We start from the raw sequence: 21031 nt of genomic DNA on the forward strand, positions 1-21031 counted from the left end.
GGCCCGCCCCCGAGCCCCGAGCCCCGATCCCCGTGCTGCCGTGCCCTAGTGAGGTGGTGTCCGATGGCAGCAGATCCCTCCTCCCCGCCCCCCGCCGAACCGGAGACGGACGAGCCGAACCCAGGCTTCGGCGGGCGGCTGACCCTGTGGGGCGTGGCGATCGCAGTCCTCGCGGTCAGCCTGTTCGGCGGCCATCACGGTGCGAACAACACCCCGGACGCATCCCGTACCTCCGGCGCGACCGGCGCCGCCCAGGGCGACACCCAGCAGGCGGGCGAGTCGCTGCCCCGCTCGGTGCCGGTCCGGCTCCTCATCCCGAAGATCTCCGTGGACGCCCCCTTCGCCGCCCTCTCCCTCGGCCCTTCCGGCCGGCTGGAGCCCCCGCCTGCGGCCAACACCAATCTGGTCGGCTGGTACTCCGAGGGCGCCTCGCCCGGCGAGGCGGGCACGTCGATCATCGCCGGACACGTCGACACGGTGACCTCCGCGGCCGTCTTCGCCAACCTCGACCAGCTGGAGGCCGGCGACGAGTTCTCCGTCGACCGGGCCGACGGGCGGAAGGCGAACTTCGTCGTGGACGACACGGAGACCTTCGCCAAGGACGACTTCCCGAGCAAGCGTGTGTACGCCGACACGGCGCGTCCCGAGGTCCGGCTGATCACCTGTGCGGGGGACTACGACCACTCGGTGAAGGACTACACCGACAACCTGGTGGTCTTCGCCCACCTCGTGTGACACCCCGGCGGACCGGTACGGGTCACACCGCGCGGTCCGCGAAGGGGCCACCCGGGGCGAAGGCCAGCGCGGCGAAGCGCTCGCCGATCCTGCGGTGTGTGGCGGCGTCCGGGTGGAGGTCGTCGGGCAGCGGCAGTTCGGCGCTGTCGGCCTCCCCGTAGAGGTCGCGGCCGTCGAGGTAGTAGAGGTGCGGGTCCTCCGTGGCCCGCCGGCGCACGATCAGGGCCAGCTCGTCGCGGATGACCTCCAGGGTGAGCTTGCCGTACGCCCGTTCCGACGGATCGCCGGTGGCCCGGAACCGCAACAGCCCGGAGCTGAGGGCGCCGAAGTCAGGGGCGCAGGGGCCCGGCGTGTCCTCGTGGATGGGGCACAGGATCGGCGAGACCACGAGCAGCGGGGTGTCGGGCCGGCCCTCGCGGATGGTGTCGAGGAAGCCGTGGACGGCGGGGCCGAAGGCGCGCAGCCGCATCAGGTCCGTGTTGACCAGGTTGATGCCGAGCTTGACGCTGATCAGGTCGGCCGGTGTGTCGCGCAGCGTGCGCGCGGTGAACGGGTCGAGGAGGGCGCTGCCGCCCAGGCCGAGGTTGATCAGCTCCACCCCGCCGAGCGAGGCGGCGAGCGCCGGCCAGGTGGTGGTGGGGCTCGCGGCGTCGGAGCCGTGGCTGATGGAACTGCCGTGGTGCAGCCACACCCTGCGGCCCCGGTCCGGCACCGGCTCGACGGGCGCGTCGGTGCGCAGGGCGACCAGTTCGGTGGTCTCGTTGTGCGGCAGCCAGATCTCGACGTCCTTCACCGTGGCGGGCAGGCCGGAGAAGCGCACGGTGCCGACCGGGCCGGGCCGCTGCTCGGCGGTGCCGGCGGCCATGTCGATCGTCAGGGTGTTGCCGCCGGTGACGGACGCGCTGCCGGCCGGGCGTCCGTCGACGAGCAGGTCGTACACACCGTCCGGGCGTGGCGGGGCGCCGACGTAGACCCGTTTGGTCGGCAGCGTGTCGAGTTCGACGGTGCCGGCACGCGTGCGGAAGACCAGCCGTACGCCCGACGGCTGGGACTCGGCCATGTGCAGCTGCGGGTCGGCGCACTGGGCCCGGGCCCGGGCCGGAAGCCGGTGCGGCAGCAGTCCGTGTTCGGTGCGCTCCAGGTCGAGGGCGCCGCGTATGAGGTCGGCGGTGAGGGGCGTGGTGTGCATCATGTCGGCCTGCGTTCCGAGGGGTCAGGGGGTGGGCCAGTTGCGCAGCAGGGAGTCGAGGGCGTCCAGGATCCGCGTCCAGGACTCCTGCGAGTCGGGGGCGCTGTGGCTGAATCCGCCGGCCGCCTCCAGGCTGACGTAGCCGTGGAAGACGCTGCCGAGCAGTCGGACCGCATGGGTCTGGTCGGGCTCGGCCAGGTCGTAGCCGCGCAGGATCGCCCGGGTCATCTGGGCGTGCCGGCCACCGGCGCTCGCGGCGGCGGCCTCCGGGTCGAGCCGGAAGCGGGCCGCTTCGTAGCGGCCGGGGTGTTCCCGGGCGTAGTCGCGGTAGACGTCGGCGAAGGCGCTGAGCGCGTCCTTGCCGGCCCGGCCGGCGAGCGCGTCGGCGGCGCGGTCGGCCAGCTCCTCCAGGGCGAGCAGCGCGATCCGTGTCTTCAGGTCCTGGGAGTTCTTCAGGTGCGAGTAGAGGCTCGCGACCTTGACGTCGAACCGCCGGGCCAGTGCCGACACCGTCACCTGCTCGAAGCCGACCTCGTCGGCCAGCTCCGCGCCCGCCCGGACCAGACGCTCGGTGGACAGGCCTGCACGCACCATGAGCTTCCTCCCTTCTACCGAAAGCGATTATGCTGCTTCCTAAAGGGTTTAGGCAAATGGCAAATGAGTGATCAGCATCCCGTGGACTCGCGGATCACCAGGGAGAAGGGGCTGACGAACTCCTCCTGGTGCGCCGGACGTCCCTCATGACCCATCCGCGCGACCAGCAGGGCGACCGCCCGCTCGGCCATCAGGTCGTGGTCCGGATCCACCGTGGACAGCGAGGGAACGAGGAACGCGCTCTCGTCGACGTTGTCGAAGCCGATCACCTTGACCTGCCCGGGCACCCGCACCCCGGCATCGGCCAGGCCGCGCAGCGCGCCCATCGCCACGGTGTCCGTCACACAGAACACGCCGTCGAAGGCCGGCCCGTCCGCCGCCAGCGCCCGGGCCCGCCGGGCGGCGGCGTCCATGGTGAGCGACGGCATGCTCAGCACCAGCTCCGGATCCAACGGCAGGCCCGCGGCCTCCAGCGCCTGCCGGTAGCCGGCGTGGCGCAGGCTCGACACGTCGACCTCGTCGCGCAGTTCCCCGCACAGGAGGGCGATGCGCCGGCAGCCACGCTCGATCAGATGCCGGGTGGCGGCCGCGGCGGCCGCCACGTTGGGCATCGCGACGTGGTCCACGGGGCCGCCGAAGATCCGCTCGCCCAGGATGACCACGGGGTGGTCGACCTCGAGGGAGTCGACGTCGGCGGGGCCCATGCCGACGGTGGCCAGGATGAGCCCGTCGTAGAGCCTGTTGCGGGACAGGGACAGCGCCGCCAGCTCGTTCTCCCGCCGGGCGCCGGTCTGCTCGATGCTCACCCGCAGGCCGTGCCGGTCCGCCGCCGTGATGATGGCGGCGGCCAGCCGGCCGTAGTACGGGCGGTTCACCTCGGGGACCGCGAGACCGATGGTTCCGGTCCGGCCCTTGCGCAGATTGCGGGCGGCCACGTTGACGCGGTAGTCGAGCCGGGCCATCGCCTCCAGGACGCGCTGCCGGGTGGCGGGGCGGACGTGGGGGTGGTCGTTGATGACGTTGGAGACGGTCATCGCCGACACCCCGGCCGCCTTCGCCACGTCCTGGATCGTCGCCACGCTCACTCCCGCCCGGTGTCCTCCGCAAGACGATAGAGGGCGGCTCCGTGGGCGGGCAGGTCGACGGTCAGGTGGCGGCCGTCGTGCGCGGTGTCGGTACGGGTCCACACCTCGCGGACGCGGTCCCCGGGGCGCGCGCCGACCGAGCCCAGCGGCACCTGCAACCGGCGGGGGCCGTCGGCCAGGGAGAACACGGCCGCGTAGCGGGTGGTCCCGTCGGTGTCGTCGGCGGTCCACAGGACGAGGTCGCCCTCGCGGAGCACCTCGCGGTTGCCGGTGCTGTGCCACAGTACGGCCAACGCCTCGTCGTTGGTGAGCAGTTCGACGGTCTCCGGCGGGCTGGTCGGCAGGTCGCCGCCCATCATCAGCGGCGAGCGGGAGATCAGCCACAGGGTGAGCAGGCTGATCTGCTCCGGGCGGGTCAGGCGGCACAGCCGGTCCTCGCCGCGCTCGGCCCGGATGCCGATCCGGCCCAGGGGCAGCATGTCGGCGTCCGCCCAGCGGCCTTCGCCCTGCCAGGGAGCCCACCGGGCCATCCGGGCGAACTGGGCCTCGACGTCCTCCCAGCGGTCCCACAGGTCGTCGCAGACCCGCCACATGGTGGCGTTCGCCCGCAGATGGTCCAGGCGGGCGAGGGAGACGTCGGTGCCGGGGGAGAGGCTCAGCTCGATCGGCCGCCCACTGCGTTCGATCGCCCGGGCGTAGGCGGCGATCTCCCGCTCGTGGTACGGGAACAGCATGTCGTCGGCCTTGACGAAGTCCACGCCCCAGCGGGCGAACTGGGCGACCTGGGAGTCGTAGTACGCCTGGGCGCCCCGATGGTCGTGGTTCAGGCCGTAGTTGTCGGAGTTCCAGGGGCAGACCGAGCCGGTGTCGGCGATCTCGTCGGCGGTGAAGCCGGTGCCGGCGACGGGCAGCCGGGCGGCGACGGCCCGGCGCGGGACGCCCCGCATGATGTGCAGGCCGAAGCGCAGGCCGAGATCGTGCACCCGCTGGGCGAGCGGGCCGAAACCGGCCCCGCCGGCGGCGGACGGGAACCGGTTCGGGGCCGGGAGCTGGCGGCCGTGGGCGTCGAGGACCAGCGGGGCGTCCGGGTTGTATCCGTGGGCGCGGGCCGTCGGCTCGTACCACTGGATGTCCACCACCACGGTGTCCCAGCCGTGCGTGAGCAGGTGGTCCCGCAGGAACTCGGCGTTGGCGAGCACCTCGTCCTCGGTGACCGTGGTGCCGTAGCAGTCCCAGCTGTTCCAGCCCATCGGGGGGCGCGTGTGCCGGGCGGGGATCGGTCGGTCCATGGCCGGCTCCGCTCAGTCCGCGAGGGTCACGGGCGCCTGGACCGTGACGAACGAGTGCGGCGGGAGGGTGAGGGACAGTCCCCGGTCGGTGACGGTCAGGTCTTCGAAGGGGCGCGGTGTCACGGCCGTGGGCGCCTGCGGGGTGTTGTGCGCCTGCACCTTGTCGGCCGTCAGGATGCGCGCGTACGGCTCACCGATGCGGCCGCCGCGCAGGTCCAGGCTCACCTCGGCGGACTCCTCGGCGTCCAGGTTGCTCACCGAGACCAGCAGCGAGCCGTCCTTCACACTGGCGGAGGCCGACACCGTCTCCAGCTCGTCGTCCCCGACCCGGCGCCGGGCGGACCCGGTCCGCAGGTGAACCGGGAGCGAAGTGGCGTCCTGATGGCCCTTGTTCATCTCGAACACGTGGTACGTCGGGGTCAGCACCAGCGCGTCCCCGTCGGTGAGGAGCATGGCCTGCAGCACGTTGACCGTCTGGGCGATGTTGGCCATGGACAGGCGCGCCGCGTGCCGGTGGAACACGTCGAAGTGGGTGCTCGCCACCAGCGCGTCCCGCATGGTGTTCTGCTGGAACAGGAAGCCGGGGTTGGTGCCGGGCTCCACGTCCCACCAGGTGCCCCACTCGTCCAGCACGAGACCGACCGTGCGCCGGGGGTCGTAGACGTCCATGACGGTGGAGTGGCCGGTGAGGATCCGGTCCACGCGTCGCGCGGACAGCATCGTGCGGTAGTGATCCTCGGCGTCGAACGCGGTGGCGCTGCCCTTCGCCTCCCAGGGGCCGGCCAGCGTGTAGTAGTGGACGGAGATGCCCTGGAAGTACGTGCGCGGGGTGGCCTCGCAGCCGAAGCAGCTGATCTGCCGCATCAGCGTCTCGGTCCACTTGTAGTCGTCGTCGGAGGCGCCCGAGGCGATGCGGTACAGCTTGTTGTCGCCGTGGTCACGGCAGTACGTGGCGTACTGGCGGGCCAGGTCGGCGGAGTACTCGGCGCGCATGTTGCCGCCGCAGCCCCAGGTCTCGTTGCCGATGCCCCAGAACCTGACCCGCCACGGCTCCTCGCGGCCGTTGGCCTTCCTGAGCCGCACCATCGGGCTGTCACCGTCGCGGGTCAGGTACTCGACCCACTCGCTCATCTCACGGACGGTTCCGCTGCCCACGTTGCCGCTGATGTACGGCTCCGCGCCCAGCAGTTCGCACAGGGCCATGAACTCGTGGGTGCCGAAGTGGTTGTTCTCCTCGACGTTGCCCCAGTGCGTGTTGACCATCCGGGGCCGCAGCTCACGCGGGCCGATGCCGTCCTGCCAGTGGTACTCGTCGGCGAAACAGCCGCCCGGCCAGCGGAGGTTGGGGATGTTCAGCGCGCGCAACGCCTCGACGACGTCGAGCCGGATGCCGCCCTCGTTCGGGACCGGGGAGTCCTCGCCGACCCAGAAGCCGCCGTACACACACCGCCCGAGATGCTCGGCGAAGTGGCCGTAGAGATGGCGGCTGATCGTCGGTCCCTCGATGTCCAGGTTGATGATCGCGGTGGCGGTGGGCACGGCGGTACTCCAATCCGAGATCCTTTGTATCGATAAAAAAACTCGCATCCAGGGGCGGTCGCGTCAAGAGAGCGGAGGCCGGCGGCGAACCGGAGGCCGGCAGCGGACCGGAGGGTGGCTCGCGAACACCCACTTTTTTGTGGGTACTTGGCAGCCCCGACGCACCGGGAGAGGCTGTTCTCCGAGGTCAGGGGCTGCCGGACGGGGGAGCGGGGAGGTGAGGGTGGCAGTGCGTCAGGAGGCCGGCCGGGACGCGACGAGCCGATCCAGGCGGCGGTGGCCCCAGTCGGACAGGGGGCCCAGGGCCTCGGCCAGGTCGCGGCCGAACCCGGTCAGCGCGTACACCGTCTTCGGCGGCAGCACGTCGTGCACCTCCCGGTGCACCAGCCCGTCCGACTCCATCTCGCGCAGCGCCTGAGTCAGCACCTTCTCGCTGAGCCCCGGCAGCCGGCGCCGCAGCTCGCCCGGCCGGTGCGGGCCGGACTCCAGCAGCCACAGCAGCGAGGTCTTCCACTTGCCGTCGATCACGGCGATCGCGGCGGTCACTCCGCACACGTTCGGATCCTGGGCACGGCTGCGCGTCATCTGGTCCTCTCCGGTCCTCTGCCTGGTCCGTTCTTCTGCTTGCCTTTACCTATACGGGAGTTGAGTCATGTCTATTCCATCCGGACACCCCACGGTCACCGTGCTCGGTCTCGGCCCGATGGGCCGCTCGCTGGCCGGCGCCTTCCTCGAGGCCGGACTGCGGACCACGGTCTGGAACCGCACGCCGGGCAGGGACCGCGAACTGATCGGACAGGGCGCGGCCGGCGCCGCGACCGCCGAGGAGGCCGTCGCCGCGAGCGATCTGATCGTCGTCTGTCTGGTGAACTACGACGCGGCCGACGCCGTCCTGCGCCAGGACGCGGTCGCCCGGGCCCTGAAGGGCCGTACCGTCGTCAACCTCACCGCCGACACCCCGGACCGCGCCCGGGGCACAGCGGCCTGGGCGGCCGCCCACGGCATCCGCTACCTGGACGGCGCGATCATGACGCCGGCACCGAGCATCGGCACGCCCGACGCCGTGTTCCTGCACAGCGGCCCGCAGGACCTCTTCCAGGAGCACCTGCCCGTGCTGGAGGCCCTGGGCGGCACGCACACCCACCTCGGCGAGGAGATCGGGCGCGCCGCCACCTACGACATCGCCCTGCTCGACATCTTCTGGACTGCGATGGCGGGCTACGCACACGCCGTGGCGATCGCCCGGGCAGAGGGCGTCACCGCCCGGGAACTGGCACCCTTCGCCCAGGGCATCGGCGCCATCCTGCCGCCGCTCTTCGCGGAGTTCGCCGAGGACGCCGACAGCGGCAGCTACTCCGGGGCGATCAACCCCATCACCTCGGCCGTCTCGACCATGACCCACGTCGTCGCGGTCTCCGAGGCCCACGGCATCGACGCGGGCGTGATGCGCGCGGCGGAGGGCATGGCCCGCCGGGTCATCGGTCTGGGCCACGGCACGGACGGGTTCATCCGGGTCGCGGAGGTGCTCGGCCGGCACTGACACCCCGGGGGTGACGGCCGGCCTGCGGAACGTAACGGGCCCGGAGCCTCGACTTGTGCGCGCGCCGGTGCGATGGAACGCTTCCGTCCGCCGGCCGCGACCACGGCCGGCGGATGCCGTGAGCATGGGTTTCCCGGGAGACGGACAATGTCCGGGAGCCGGTCGTGGGACGAAACGGGGAGTGGACGGATGGAGCTGGAGCTTCGGCACCTGCGGGTGCTGTGCGCGATCGCCGACGCGGGCAGCGTGGGCCGCGCCGCAGCGCACCTCGGGTACTCGCAGCCCGCCGTGAGCACACAGCTCAGACGTATCGAGCGCCACCTGGGCGAGCCGCTCTTCGAACGGAGCGCCAGCGGAGTGCGGCCCACCCGGTACGGCGCCGAGGTGGTCGCCCAGGCCCGGGACGTGCTGGCCCGCGTCGACGCCATCGGCCACCGCCCCGCCTCCGCCCGGCCGCGCCGTACGCTGCGCGTGGCCGCGACCAACTCGCCCATGCTCTCGGGCACGGTGTCCCGCGTCCGCACCCGGCTGCCGGAGCTGTCCCTCGCCGTGACCAGCGTCTACGCCTCCTCACGGATCGTCGAGCTGCTGGAGGAGGGCGCGGTCGACGCGGCCATCGCCGCCGACTACCCGGGCATGGAGCTGCGGCACTCGACCGCCGTGCAACACCGCGGCATCGTCACCGAGCCGACATTCGTCGCCCTGCCCTCGCGCCACCGGCTGCGTCAGCGCGCCCAGGTGCAGCTGGCCGACCTGGCCGAGGACGACTGGTTCGTGACCCCGGACGACGGCGCCGGCTGGCCCGGCGTGTTCTACGACGCCTGCGCGGCGGCCGGGTTCACCCCGGTCGCCGTCCACGAGTTCCTCGGGGACCAGACCCAGCTGCAGAGCATGATCGCCGACGGCCTCGGGGTGTCCCTGGTGCAGCCGACGCTGCGCCCGATCCCGCACGTCACGGTCAAGCCGCTGGCCGGATCGCCGCTGTGGTGCCGTTATGTGCTGGCCTGGCGCCCCGACACCGTCACCGCCGACGTCGTGGAGACGCTCTTCCAGTCGGCCCTCGGCGCCTACCGCGATCTGGTCGCCCAGGCACCGCACTTGAGGACCTGGGCGTCGCGCACCTGGAGTATCGCCGGGGCGTAGCGGTCGCCGCCCCAGCGTGCCGCGATGTTATGGGCGCGTAGTGCCATGTGCTATGTCACACGCCATTGTTGTGCGGGTGGCGCGCTGAGACAGTGCCTCACACGCCTCAACACCCCACCGAGGCGCATCCCTTCGTGGAGGAATCCCGATGCGCTATCGCTTCGCGCTGCCCAGACGCATGGCCGGTGCCGCCGCCGTCTGCGTCACCGTGGCCGGCCTGCTGTCCACCCCGGCGCTGGCAGCACCCCAGCCGCATACCGGTACGGCCGCCCGCACACCCGGCAGGCACACCCCGGTGCCACCCCCCACCGGCGCGACCACCGGTGCCACCGAACGCCCCGCGGCCCCGGCGAGGCGCCTCAGCCCCGCCCAACTCCCGCCCCACGCAACGACGTTGACCCGGAGCATGGAAACCGCCCCACGCGGTGTGGCCAAGGGGGCCTCCTGCACTCCGGCCGACTTCGGCGGCCGTACCGGATCCGCCCTCGTCTCGCTCGTGAAGGCCTCCTCCACGGACTGCGTGAACACCCTCTTCTCGGTCACCGGCAGGGACGCGCACGACGTCTTCCGCCAGGCGCAGATGCTGACCGTGGCGAACGCGTTCACGCGGACGGCCGGGCAGTACCAGGGCGACAACTCCGGCAGTCTGCAGCAGTTGGTCCTCTTCCTGCGCGCCGGCTACTACGTGCAGTTCAACCACCCCGGGGACGTGGGGTCGTACACCTCGCGCCTCACCACCGCCGTCACGGGCGGCCTGGACACCTTCTTCGCCCGCTCCCACTCCCGGGACGTGACGGCCGCGAACGGTGACGTCCTCGGCGAGACGGTCATCCTCACCGACAGCGCCGACCAGCAGGGCCGCTACCTGAACGTCTACCGGCGGCTGCTGGACGACTACGACAGCTCGTACGACGCGATCGACAGCATGATCAGGGCCGTCAACGACGTCTACACACCCCTGTGGCGCGGCAACTGGAACCCGGCGTACGTGCAGGCGGTCGACGCCGACCCGCGCATCATCGACACCCTGTACGACTACGCGCTGGCCAACACCGACCAGCTCGGCACCGACCTGGCCTTCCTGGACTCCAACGCCGGGATGAACCTGGCCCGTTACGTCGAGCACCCGCAACTGCGAGAGACCGTCCGGCCGTTGACCAAGGACCTGCTGGACCGGACGGGGATCACCGGTCCCACGGCCGGACTCTGGGTCGCCGTGGCCACGCAGGCCAACTCCTACGACAGCGCCGACTGCGCGTACTACGACGTCTGCGACCTGCCGGCGAAGCTCACCAAGGCCGTCCTGCCGGTCACCCGGCACTGCGACGCGAACGTCAGCATCCTCGCCCAGTCCCTGACCGCCGCCGACCTCGACGCCGCCTGCGCCAGCGTGCTGAACCAGAGCACCTACTTCCGCGGTCTGGTCAAGGCCGACGGGGCGATACCGGGCCAGTACGTGTCCACCATCCAGCTGGTGGTCTTCGCCAGCCGGACCGACTACCAGACCTACGCCGGCCCGATCTACGGCATCAGCACCGACAACGGCGGCATGACCCTGGACGGCGACCCGTCCGACCCGGCCAACCACGTCACGTCGATCATGTACCAGAAGAACTACGACGACGGCTTCGTGGCCCGGATCTGGAACCTCAACCACGAGTACACGCACTTCCTCGACGCCCGCGACGACATGAAGGGCGACTTCACCCAGCAGACCTCGGTGCCGGACGTGTGGTGGATCGAGGGCCTTGCCGAGTACGTCTCCTACAGCTACCGGGGCCTCGCCGACGACCAGGCGATCCAGGAGGCCGCCAAGCACACGTACAAGCTGAGCACCCTGTTCGAGAACACCTACGCCAACAGCGACGTGACCCGCACCTACCCGTGGGGCTACCTCGCCGTGCGCTACATGGCCGAGCGGCACCCCGACGACATCCAGCGCATGCTCGCCCGCTTCCGCGCAGGTGACTACACCGGCGGATACGCCGTCTACCACGACGGCATCGGCACCCGCTACGACGCCGACTTCGACCAGTGGCTCACGGCGTGCGCCGCGGGCGCCTGCGCCAGGCCGTCAGCGGCCTGACCGTCCGCGCCCGAGCACAGCGGCCGCCGACCGGAACCCCGGTCGGCGGCCGCATGTGTCACACGGATCCCCGGCGTCAGACCGCCGTCGCCGGGTACGTCGGGTACTCGACGCCCGAGACGTGCTGGACGACCCGCACGACCTGGCAGGAGTAGCCGAACTCGTTGTCGTACCACAGGTAGAGGATCGCGTTGTCGCCCTCCACCTTGAGCGCACCGGCGTCCACGATCGAGGCGTGGCGCGAGCCGATGAAGTCGCTGGAGACCGCGTCCGGCGCCGTGGTGAAGTCGATCTGGCGCTTGAGCGGCGAGGTCAGCGACACGTCCCGCAGGTAGTCGTGGACGTCCTCGCGGGTGGTCTCGCGGCCCAGCTGCAGGTTGAGGATCGCGATCGAGACGTCCGGGACCGGAACCCGGATCGAGCTGCCGGTGATCTTCGCCTTGAGGTCGGGCAGGGCCTTCGCGACGGCGGAGGCGGCACCGGTCTCGGTGATCACCATGTTGAGCGGCGCGGAACGGCCGCGGCGGTCGGCCTTGTGGTAGTTGTCCAGCAGGTTCTGGTCGTTGGTGAACGAGTGGACGGTCTCCACGTGGCCGCGCAGCACGCCGTACTCGTCGTCCATCGCCTTCAGCGGCGGCACGATCGCGTTGGTGGTGCAGGAGGCGCAGGACAGGATCTGCTCGTCCGGCTTGATCGTGTCGTGGTTGACGCCGTGCACGATGTTCGGGACGTCGCCCTTGCCCGGCGCGGTCAGCACGACCTTGTCGACACCGGGGCGCAGGTGCTTGGAGAGGCCCTCGCGGTCGCGCCACTTGCCGGTGTTGTCGATGAGGATGGCGTCCCGGATGCCGTACTCGGTGTAGTCCACGGACGCCGGGTCGTCGGCGTAGATCACCTTGATCGCGTTGCCGTTGGCGACGATCGTGCTGTTGTCCTCGTCCACGGTGATCGTGCCGTGGAACTGGCCGTGGATGGAGTCCCGGCGCAGCAGCGACGCGCGCTTGACGATGTCCTGGTCTCCGCCGCCGCGCACGACGATGGCACGCAGCCGCAGGCCGTTGCCGGAGCCGGACTTCTCGATCAGGAGGCGGGCGACGAGCCGGCCGATGCGGCCGAAGCCGTAGAGGACGACGTCGCGGGGCTCGCGGCGCTCGATCTTGTTGGCGCCCGTGGCACCGGCGACGGCCTCGGCGGTGAACTCGGCCACGCTCAGGCCGCGGTCGTCGGCCTTGTAGGTGGCGGCGAGCATCCCGAGGTCGATCTGGGACGGTCCGAGGTCCAGGGCGGTCAGGGCCTGGAGGAACGGCATGGTCTCGGTGACCGACAGCTCCTCGCCGGCGATCTGCCGGGCGAAGCGGTGCGTCTTCAGGATGCTGACCACCGACTTGTTCACCAAGGAGCGGCTGTGCAGCAGGACCGTCACGTCCCGCTCGCGGTGCAGCTTCCCGATGATCGGGATCATCGACTCCGCGATCTCCTCGCGGTTCTTCCAGTTGGTGAACGAGTCGTCGTTGACAGTCACAGATCCATCTTTCGAGCTAGGCAGCGCTCAGATGATAACAACACCCGGTTCTGGTCTTTACGGGGGTCCTGAATCAGGGTGGAAGACCGTAAGAAAGCCGGGTCGCGGATTGCACGTCCGCAGTGACGTGACCAAGGTCGGAGAGTGAGCACGTCCTCCGTACCCCGGCCCGAGCCGGCCGTCCCGTCCCGTCCCTTCCGCCGCCCCGCGCTGCCCCTCGTCGCCCGGCACCGGATCCCCGAAGGCGCCCTGCGGGCCCTCGCACTGTTCGCGGCGGTCCGGACCGCCGGGATCCTCGTCGTGATCGTCGCCAACCACCTCACCGGACACCCGCTGGTCAGGAGCCTGGCCCACTCCTGGGACTCCCGCTGGTACCTGCACATCGCCACCCATGGCTACGGGCACCTCATCTGGATCACCCCGAGCGGCGGGGTGCAGGCCGACTGGGCGTTCTTCCCGCTCTACCCCGGGCTCATCCGGGCCCTGACCACGGTCCTCCCGCTCACCCCCGGCCAGGCCGGGCTGCTGATCGCCTGGGCCGCCGCCGGCGCGGCCGCGTACGGCGTCTACGTCCTCGGCCACCACCTGTACGGGCGTGCCGTCGCCACCGCCCTGGTCGGACTGTGGGCCGTCCTGCCGCACTCCGTCGAGCTCACCATCGCCTACACCGAGTCCCTCTTCGCCGGGCTGGCCGTCTGGTCCCTGTACTGCGTGCTCAAGGGCCGCTGGCTGTGGGCCGGTTCGCTGGCCGCGCTGGCGGGCCTGTCCCGGCCGACCGGATTCGCGGTGGCGGCGGCCGTCGGCCTGGCCGCCGCGCAGGAGGTGCTGCGGCAGCGCGGCCGGGTGGCCGCGACCTTGTGGGCCGGCGCCCTGCTCGCCCCGCTGGGCTGGCTCGCCTACGTCCTGTGGGTGGGGCAGCGGACCGGCGACCTGCTGGGGGGCTACTTCAAGATCCAGAGCGCCTGGGCCTCGCGCTTCGACTTCGGCGCCGGTGCCGTGCGCTTTGTCAGAGCGCTGCTCCTGCACGGCGGCGGCTTCGTCTACCCGGCCGCCCTGATGATCGTCGCGATCAGTGTCGTCCTCTTCGGGCTGCTCTGCCTGGACCGCGCCCCGCTCGCCCTGATCGTCTTCGCGGGGGTGCTGGTGCTGCTCGTGGTCGGCGGTTCCGGCTCGTTCTCGTCCAAGCCGCGTTTCCTGCTGCCGGTCTTCCCCCTGCTGATCCCTCCGGCGCGTGCCCTCGCCCGCACCTGGCGGGTCCGACCGGCCCAGGCCCTGTTCGTCGGTGGCGCCCTGGCCGTCGTGTCCCTGCTGTACGGCGCCTATGTGACGGTGGTGGCCCACTCCCCGCTGTGAGTCACCGGCCGGTTTCCACGGGAAGAGCGCCCGCCACGGCCGAAAACGGCTGGATCAGGGGCCGGTGCGACGAAAGGATCGTGTGGACTCCTGACGAGAGAGGCGTGTCGATGAAGCTGCACACCCGTGAGTGGGGGACCGGGGACCGGGTCGCCGTCCTGGTCCACGGGATCATGTCCGACCACCGGACCTGGCGCCGGGTCGCGCCGGCCCTGGCGGACAAGGGCTACCGGGTTGTCGGCGTGGACCTGCGCGGGCACGGCGCGAGCGGCCGGGGGAGTACGGCGCCGAGATCTGGGCCGACGACCTGGTGGAAACCCTGCCCGGGAGCCCGGAGTTGGCGATCGGCCACTCGCTCGGTGCCATGGCGCTGGCCCTCGCCGTCGAACGGCTGGCACCGGAGCGGGCCGTCTACTGCGACCCGGCCTGGGAGGTGGGTGAGAACGCCCACGCGGTCGCCTCCGCCTTCGCGTCCTTCAAGGACGCGCCCCGCGCGATGATCACGGGCTTCAACCCACGGTGGGAAGAGGCCGACGTGCACGTCGAGTTGGCCACGCTCGCCGCCTGGGACCCCGCGACCGCGTACGCCCTCCCCGACGCCTACGCGGTCAGCCGCACCCCGGCCCGCCCGGTGGTGCCCTCACTGGTCATGCTGGCCGACTCCAGCCGTCTCGTGTCCCCCGAGGCGGCGGGGGAGCTGGCGCAGCGGGGCTTCGAGGTCCGCACCGTCCCGGGGGCCGGGCACACCCTCTACCGGGACGACTTCGAGGGATTCATGTCGGCGCTGGACGGATGGTACTGAGCTGTGCTTCTTGCGGGGAGCTGCGCTTGGTCGTATCCCACGTCCGTCGCTCACGCGTCGTGGTACCTGGCTGTGCATCTAGTACTCCAGCTGTAGATCGTGATCTTCATGGCTGGGATGAGGTTTGTCGCCGGTAGTGGCTGGTCTGTGATCGTGCCTGGTGACGGCGTCGCCAGTCGGACCAGCCGAGCCGGTGAGCGAGGTCATGGAGAGGCCGGACGGCAAAGGCGAGGAATTTGGCGCTGGATCTCGTTGCAGGTCAGTGGAATCAGGTCGTGCGGTCCTGGCCGACGGGCGTGTTCGTCGGCGCGGACGACGGCGAGGAAGGCATGGGCGAGCATCGCGAGGGTGACCCAGCGGATCCAGGACGGGTAGCGGCGGACTTGGTGCTCATCGAGCCCGATCAAGCCCTTCCCGGTCTGGAAGGTCTCCTCCACCCGCCACCTGGAGCCGGCCGTCCTGACCAGGGTGCTCAGCGGGACCGGCTGGACGGAATGGCAGCGGTAGTAGGCGAGTTCGCTGGTGGAGCGGTTGCGCCGGATCAGCAGCTGGCGGTGTCCCGGCGCCGCCCCGGCGAGGTCGATGACGGCCCAGTCGTAGAAGCGGTGGCCCTTCGCGCCGCGCCCGGCCGACAGCTTCTGCCAGGCGTGCCGGGGCAGCTTCGCCGCCAGCGCGTCGGCCCGGAACGTTCCCGCTTCGGTGGCTACTTCGGCTGAGCAGGCCACCGCGAGGACGTAGCCGATGCCGCGTTCCTCCAGGGCGGCGCGCAGCTTCGGGTTGCCCCCGTAGACCTCGTCGCCGGTCACCCAGCCGACCCAGTGCCCGGCATCCAGGAACCGTTCGATCATCACGCGGGCCAGCTCCGGCTTGGCGGCGAAGACGGCGTCCTCGCCGAGCCCGGCCGCCCGGCAGCGATCCGGGTCGCAGGTCCACGAACGCGGGACGTACAACTCCCGGTCCACCGCCGCGTATCCGCGGGCGCCCGCATAGACGAGATAGACGGCGACCTGCGAGTTCTCGATTCGCCCGGCGGTGCCGGTGTACTGACGCTGGACCCCGACGGTGCGGGTGCCCTTCTTCACGTCGCCGGTCTCGTCCACGACCAGCACCGCGGCCTCGTCGTGGAGATGTTCGACGACGTACTCGCGCACATCGTCCCGCACGGCATTGGCGTCCCAGGACGCCCGGCACAGCAGGTGCTGCATGCCGTGCGGGGTCTTCTCCCCGGCCCACTCCGCGATCGTCCAGCAGTTCTTGCGCGGCAGGTCCGACAGCAGCCCGAGTACGAACTCGCGTGCCCGGCGGCGCGGTTCCACCCGGGCGAACCGTCCCGCGATACGCCCCATCAGGGCCTCGAACGTCTCCTGCCAGCGGGCAGGATCTATGCTGTGACCCGCGGCCACCGCCTGATCTTCTGTCTTCACACACCGATGATCAACGGTGGCCGCACCTTCCGGACCGGCCCGCTCACGATCTGCAGGCGGAGTGGGGCCCGGTCCAGCCAGTGGCGGCCACCACTTCCCGCGCGATGTCCACCACAAGCCGGCCGTCCGTCATCACCCGCACCGTCTCCGCAGGAGCCTTCTCATCCAGGAGACGTGCCTTGCGAACACTGCCTTGTAGTTCCTTCTCCAGCTCCGAGCCGAGTTCCCGGCCCACCAAGCGCTCCCGAGCGGTGGCATCGGAGGCGGTGAGCAGAACCCGTACGATCCGCACCCCGGCCCCCATGACACGCTCAAATATGCCCGTCGCCTCAGGCAGCACGCTCAGGGTGTTCGTATAGATCAGGCGGCGGTAGCCGCGCTGAGCGAAGTTCGCCCACACGGCCCTCAGGTTGCTCTCGGTGACCTCCGAGCGGTCAGGGTCCCCCTCCGGCGCCGGGTGTACCTGCCCCATGAAGTCACCATCGATGACCGCGTGAGGAACGGCCGCGACGCGCAGCAGCGCCGAAACCTCCCACCCCACCGTCGTCTTGCCGACCCCGGCCCGCCCTCCGATGAGAAGTACTTCCGCATGATCCATGGAGGCAGCGTGCCAGTTGGCGACCGCCGTACGCGATCCGATATCGATCCTTCCTCGTGGTCACAGTTCCACCAGCAAGATCACGATCTACAGCTGGAGTACTAGCCGTTCAGTAGTGGTTCAATCGGAATCGGTGTTTCTGGGGGAAGCGTTCTTGCTGCGGGTCAAGGAAGTCAATCAAGTCCATCAGGGCGACTTGCAGGTCTACCAAACGGGGATGTCGGCCCTGAAGTGAAGCCAGTTCGGTGATGCTGTCGGAAAGCGGCGCGAACCAGGATGCGAACTCTGAGTCCGATTCCAGGTATGAGCAGAACTCCGCATATCCCATGCAGCACTCGGCATCTTTGCCATCCTTGATGACAAGTTCTCCAATGGCCCTCTGATTGCTGCGAGACAACTGGAAGTTTCGGTCTGCATAGCCATCGTCGTTCAGAACCTTGCCGATGCGTTGGTTGCCCAGATCAAAGAAATAGATGCGACGCCTGAGAATCTCAACCCATGCGAGGTACTCGGCGAGCACGTGCAGGGTGCTGCGCACGGCGTACCGCTGGTCATGCGGTTGAACAAAGTACACCCTCAAAAAACCTTGGCTGGTAATGTTGAACAGTCGGGACTGAAGATCGAAGGCAGCCCAGAGTAGCGGATCGCGAAAGCGGCTCATGACGTCCTGCCGCTCCAACGTCCGAGAACGCTCGGCCTTCTGCCGCTCCAGGTCGTCTTTGAGGAGGGAGTTATTCCTATTCGCCTGGGAACTGTAGGCCGCGCTCACCAGGGCCACAACCCCGGAAAGGGATGCCACAATCAGTTCCGTGTTCATGGCGATGCACCGGGCGGGTGGAACAGGGTTTGCGCTGAACGAGCCAGTCGCGGAAGGTCAGATGCCGGGCCCGGTACGCCTGAGCCGCACACCTGGGGAAATCCTCACCCGCCTTCCAGGGGTCTGCCGCAGCGCCCCGGGGAGCTGCCGCGTGATCGGCTGTGGGCACCGGAGTCGATCGAGGGCAGCTGAGGAGAGGTGGACAGGTGCGGTATCGGTGGGGGTGTGCGGCGTCGGTCGTGGGTGTGGCGCAGTTCTTCGTCCTGCACGGTGTCGTCGAGTCGGCGTGGGAGAGCCAGTACAGCTGGGCGCGGAACAACATCAGTGATCTGGGCAACGCGCACTGCGCCCGGCAGTCGGACCCCGAACCGCGTTACGTCTGCTCGCCCCAGCACACGCTGATGAACGTCTCGTTCGTGACCCTCGGCCTGCTGTCGGCGGGAGTCGCTCTGGACGTGCCGCGTCCCCTGCGGTGGGGGAGCGTACTGCCCGGCGGCGTGGCACTCACCGCCTTCGGGCTCTTCCTCTCCCATCACTACCTCGGGCTCGGCATGCGCGGCATGGAACGGGTCGCGGCGTTCCCGCTCCCGGTGTGGGCGGCGGCCCTCGGCGCCCGGGGCCTGGCCGTGCGGGGCGCTCGGTGACCAGCCCGATCAGGGCGGGAAATCCCCCTGGGGCAGGATCATCCTATAAAGGTAAAATCTAGGCGTTTGCCCTGTCGGGCCACCGCCCAGCCGGAAGTGATCGATGCCCCGCAAGCGCTCCACGGACAACGGCGACGAGCTGCTGGCCAGACTAGGTTCGCTCACCGCCCAGGCACGCGAGCGCGCGGAGCTGCAGCGCACCCAGGTCGAGCTGGCCATCGCGCTGCAGCGCGGGATGCTGCCCCGGGATCTGCCGACCGCCCCCGGCCTGCACCTGGCGGTGCGCTACACACCCGCCACCTACGGCCTCAACGTCGGCGGCGACTGGTACGACGCCTTCACCATGCCCGACGGCCGCATCGGGCTGTCCATCGGCGACGTACAGGGCCACAACATCGAGGCCGCCGCCTTCATGGGCCAGGTCCGGGCCGGGCTGCGCGCCCTCGCCTCCGTCACCAGCGAGCCCGGCGAACTCCTCGGCCGGACCAATGAGCTGCTGCTCTCGCTGGGCAGCGAGCTGTTCGCCACCTGCACCTTCATGCGGCTCGACCCGGTCACGGGCGTACTGGAGAGCGCGCGGGCCGGGCACATCCCCTTCGTCTGGGCCACGGCGGACGGAAAGTCCGGCGTGGTGGACGACGAGGGAGGGCCACCGCTCGGCATCGAGCCCGGGATGGAGTACCTGGTGACCCGGCACCGGCTCACCACGGGCGGGGTGTTCGTCCTGCTCACCGACGGTGTCGTGGAGGGCCCGTCGCTGAGCATCGAGGAGGGACTCGACCAGGTGGTGCGGCTCGCGGGCATCGCGGCCGTCGCGGGACTGGAGGCACACGCGCTGGCCGCAGCCGTGATCAAGGGTGCGGAGAGCGTGGGGCACGAGGACGACGCCGCCGTCCTCGTCGTGGGCCTCGACGGGCCGGGGGTGCGGCCGCCGGACCGGTGGGGCGGTCAGGGGTCCGGCGTTCAGCCATAGAGCGGGACCGGACGTCTCTCGCCTCGCCGAGCGCGGGCCATCGGTGTGAGATTGCTGCTGTGGTGGGTTTCGAGGATCTGCGCCGGCCGGGCGGCTACGCCGTCCGGGTGCTGGCCGTCGCGGCCTGCTACTACGGCGCGGCGCGGCTCGGCCTGCTGCGCCGGCTCGTCGTCGAGGGCTCCGTGGTCACCCCCATCTGGCCGCCCACCGGCGTCGCCGTCGCCGCCCTGCTGATCTTCGGGCTGGGCTGCTGGCCCGGCATCACGCTGGGGGCGCTCTTCGCCATCCTGTACCTCGCGCCCCCCAGCCTCGATCTCCTCGGCTTTCTGTTCGGCAACACCGTCGCGCCGGTGTGTGCGGTGCTGCTGCTGCGCCGGGCCCGCTTCCGCACCGACGTCAGCCGGTTACGCGACGGCCTCGCCCTGGTGTTCCTCGGCGCGCTGACCGCCATGCTGATCAGCGCGACCATCGGTGTCAGCCTCCTGCTGATCACGGACAAGCTGCCCGCGCGCAGCTTCTGGGCCGTGTGGCTGGCCTGGTGGGTGGGCGACGCCATGGGGGTCCTCATCGTCGCCCCGTTGCTGCTGATGCTGCACAGGGCTCGCTGGCCGCCGCCCATGGCGCGCTGGAAGGAGGCCACCGCGCTGGCCGTCGTGGTCTGCTTCGTCGTACCGCTGGCCGCCTACAGCACCATCAGCCTGCTCTACCTCGTCTATCCGGTCATCATCTGCGCCGCGCTGCGCTTCGAGCTGGTGGGCAGCATGCTCTGCGCCCTGCTCACGTCCGTGCTGGCCACCGTCGCCGCGACGGACGGCGTCGGGGCCTTCGCGGGGCTGACCCCGATCGAGGTCATGGCGAAGCTCCAGGCATTCAACGGCACGATGGCCCTGACCGCGCTGCTGCTGTCGGCCGTCATCACCGAGCAGCGCAACACCCGCCGCTCCGTCGAAAACGCCTGCCAGGAACTGGTGGAGGTCCTGGAACACCTCACCGCGGGCGAGCCCCCGCCGCCCCGCCCGCCCTCGGACCCCGACGACCGGCCATGGCCCAAGGCATAGACAGCGCAGCCCGGCCTCGCGCCGATGACTCATCCCTCGCCGATTACTCATCCTTGGTTGAACAGTCCAGACTGATAAACCTATTGTTAGTAATCGTGGATGTGGACAACACGACGCTCGCCGCCGCGCTACGACTGGCCATGGGCCGGATCGTCCGCAGGCTGCGCCAGGCACACGCCGTGGGGGACGTGACCCTCTCCGGCGTCTCCGTGCTGTCCCGGCTGGCCACCGCCGGACCGGACTCGCCCGGCTCGCTCGCCGAGCTGGAACGCGTCCGCCCCCAGGCGATGGCCACCACCCTCGCCGGACTCGAACAGCGCGGACTGGTCAGCCGTACCCCCGACGCGGCCGACGGACGGCGGGCCATCGTGTCGATCACCGACGCGGGCCGGGCCGTGCTGGAGGAGCGCCGCTCCGAGTCCGTGGGCCGGCTCGCCCACGCCCTGGACGAGTTCACCCCGCAGGAGCGCGAGGCACTGCGTGCCGTGCTGCCGCTCCTCGACCGACTGGCGGAACGGCTGTGAGCGGGCAGGCGCCCGGCGGCGTGCCCGGCGGGTCCGCCGCAGGCCTGCGCGGCCGGCTGCTCGCCCGCTCCGCCCGCCTCCGGGACACACCACCCGGCCCCGGCTACAAGTGGGTC

Annotated in this window: 18 protein-coding genes and 2 pseudogenes; 10 read left to right on the forward strand and 10 right to left on the reverse strand. The window is 70.5% G+C overall.

Annotated elements, in window-relative coordinates:
• Nucleotides 1-63: 63 nt before the first annotated feature.
• On the forward strand, nucleotides 64-735 hold the full coding sequence (locus tag CRP49_RS33295) for a class F sortase (protein ID WP_097256690.1): 672 nt from the start codon (nucleotides 64-66) through the stop codon (nucleotides 733-735).
• 22 nt (nucleotides 736-757) lie between these two features.
• Here CRP49_RS33295 and CRP49_RS33300 read toward each other — a convergent pair whose 3' ends face one another.
• From CRP49_RS33300 to CRP49_RS33325, 6 genes are all read right to left on the reverse strand, one after another.
• Nucleotides 758-1924, reverse strand: a complete 1167-nt coding sequence (locus tag CRP49_RS33300) for a GDSL-type esterase/lipase family protein (RefSeq protein ID WP_097257674.1) — start codon at nucleotides 1922-1924, stop codon at nucleotides 758-760.
• A gap of 24 nt (nucleotides 1925-1948) precedes the next feature.
• Nucleotides 1949-2518 (reverse strand): TetR/AcrR family transcriptional regulator, encoded by a 570-nt coding sequence (locus tag CRP49_RS33305; protein WP_094222125.1) that lies wholly within the window; start codon nucleotides 2516-2518, stop codon nucleotides 1949-1951.
• A 71-nt stretch (nucleotides 2519-2589) separates the two neighbouring features.
• The gene (locus CRP49_RS33310) at nucleotides 2590-3597 is read right to left on the reverse strand and encodes a LacI family DNA-binding transcriptional regulator (RefSeq protein ID WP_097256691.1); all 1008 of its coding nucleotides are present in this window, start codon (nucleotides 3595-3597) and stop codon (nucleotides 2590-2592) included.
• 2 nt (nucleotides 3598-3599) lie between these two features.
• A complete protein-coding gene (locus CRP49_RS33315; RefSeq protein WP_257033569.1) occupies nucleotides 3600-4892 on the reverse strand; it encodes a glycoside hydrolase family 27 protein in 1293 nt (430 codons plus the stop codon).
• 12 nt (nucleotides 4893-4904) lie between these two features.
• Nucleotides 4905-6431 (reverse strand): alpha-N-arabinofuranosidase, encoded by a 1527-nt coding sequence (locus tag CRP49_RS33320; protein ID WP_097256692.1) that lies wholly within the window; start codon nucleotides 6429-6431, stop codon nucleotides 4905-4907.
• A gap of 234 nt (nucleotides 6432-6665) precedes the next feature.
• Complete coding sequence (locus CRP49_RS33325; protein WP_097256693.1) at nucleotides 6666-7016, reverse strand: helix-turn-helix domain-containing protein; 351 nt, start codon at nucleotides 7014-7016, stop codon at nucleotides 6666-6668.
• 67 nt (nucleotides 7017-7083) lie between these two features.
• Here CRP49_RS33325 and CRP49_RS33330 point away from each other — a divergent pair, with 67 nt between their 5' ends.
• The 3 genes from CRP49_RS33330 (at nucleotide 7084) to CRP49_RS33340 (ending at nucleotide 11200) form a co-directional block, all read left to right on the forward strand.
• Nucleotides 7084-7971, forward strand: a complete 888-nt coding sequence (locus CRP49_RS33330) for an NAD(P)-dependent oxidoreductase (RefSeq protein WP_097256694.1) — start codon at nucleotides 7084-7086, stop codon at nucleotides 7969-7971.
• A gap of 189 nt (nucleotides 7972-8160) precedes the next feature.
• Nucleotides 8161-9114: a LysR family transcriptional regulator gene (locus CRP49_RS33335; protein ID WP_097256695.1), complete on the forward strand. Its 954-nt coding sequence runs from the start codon at nucleotides 8161-8163 to the stop codon at nucleotides 9112-9114.
• A 148-nt stretch (nucleotides 9115-9262) separates the two neighbouring features.
• Entirely contained in the window at nucleotides 9263-11200 is a 1938-nt protein-coding gene (locus CRP49_RS33340; RefSeq protein WP_097256696.1) for a collagenase, read from the forward strand.
• 76 nt (nucleotides 11201-11276) lie between these two features.
• Here the strand turns inward: CRP49_RS33340 and CRP49_RS33345 are convergent, their stop codons facing one another.
• Nucleotides 11277-12722, reverse strand: a complete 1446-nt coding sequence (locus tag CRP49_RS33345) for a glyceraldehyde-3-phosphate dehydrogenase (RefSeq protein ID WP_097256697.1) — start codon at nucleotides 12720-12722, stop codon at nucleotides 11277-11279.
• A gap of 144 nt (nucleotides 12723-12866) precedes the next feature.
• Here CRP49_RS33345 and CRP49_RS33350 point away from each other — a divergent pair, with 144 nt between their 5' ends.
• Both CRP49_RS33350 and CRP49_RS33355 read left to right on the forward strand, forming a co-directional pair.
• Entirely contained in the window at nucleotides 12867-14075 is a 1209-nt protein-coding gene (locus tag CRP49_RS33350; protein ID WP_097256698.1) for a hypothetical protein, read from the forward strand.
• Nucleotides 14076-14185: 110 nt separating this feature from the next.
• A pseudogene (locus CRP49_RS33355) lies at nucleotides 14186-14877 on the forward strand (alpha/beta fold hydrolase).
• Nucleotides 14878-14983: 106 nt separating this feature from the next.
• Here CRP49_RS33355 and CRP49_RS33360 read toward each other — a convergent pair.
• The 3 genes and pseudogenes from CRP49_RS33360 to CRP49_RS33370 form a co-directional block, all read right to left on the reverse strand.
• Nucleotides 14984-16223, reverse strand: a pseudogene (locus CRP49_RS33360) (IS701 family transposase).
• Nucleotides 16224-16344: 121 nt separating this feature from the next.
• On the reverse strand, nucleotides 16345-16899 hold the full coding sequence (locus CRP49_RS33365) for an AAA family ATPase (protein ID WP_097256699.1): 555 nt from the start codon (nucleotides 16897-16899) through the stop codon (nucleotides 16345-16347).
• A gap of 109 nt (nucleotides 16900-17008) precedes the next feature.
• Entirely contained in the window at nucleotides 17009-17716 is a 708-nt protein-coding gene (locus CRP49_RS33370; protein ID WP_143670044.1) for a hypothetical protein, read from the reverse strand.
• 206 nt (nucleotides 17717-17922) lie between these two features.
• On the opposite strand from CRP49_RS33370, the gene CRP49_RS33375 reads away from it, so the two are divergent.
• The 4 genes from CRP49_RS33375 to CRP49_RS33390 all read left to right on the forward strand — a co-directional run bounded on the left by CRP49_RS33375 (nucleotide 17923) and on the right by CRP49_RS33390 (nucleotide 20915).
• Nucleotides 17923-18360: a DUF998 domain-containing protein gene (locus CRP49_RS33375; RefSeq protein ID WP_143670045.1), complete on the forward strand. Its 438-nt coding sequence runs from the start codon at nucleotides 17923-17925 to the stop codon at nucleotides 18358-18360.
• Between the two features lie 103 nt (nucleotides 18361-18463).
• Nucleotides 18464-19333 (forward strand): PP2C family protein-serine/threonine phosphatase, encoded by an 870-nt coding sequence (locus CRP49_RS33380; protein ID WP_097256702.1) that lies wholly within the window; start codon nucleotides 18464-18466, stop codon nucleotides 19331-19333.
• A gap of 59 nt (nucleotides 19334-19392) precedes the next feature.
• A complete protein-coding gene (locus CRP49_RS33385) occupies nucleotides 19393-20391 on the forward strand; it encodes an MASE1 domain-containing protein (protein ID WP_097256703.1) in 999 nt (332 codons plus the stop codon).
• Nucleotides 20392-20486: 95 nt separating this feature from the next.
• Nucleotides 20487-20915 (forward strand): MarR family winged helix-turn-helix transcriptional regulator, encoded by a 429-nt coding sequence (locus tag CRP49_RS33390; protein WP_257033570.1) that lies wholly within the window; start codon nucleotides 20487-20489, stop codon nucleotides 20913-20915.
• Nucleotides 20916-21031: the final 116 nt, after the last annotated feature.

The sequence above is a fragment of the Streptomyces sp. Ag109_G2-15 genome, assembly GCF_900215565.1.
Taxonomy (GTDB): domain Bacteria; phylum Actinomycetota; class Actinomycetes; order Streptomycetales; family Streptomycetaceae; genus Streptomyces; species Streptomyces diastatochromogenes.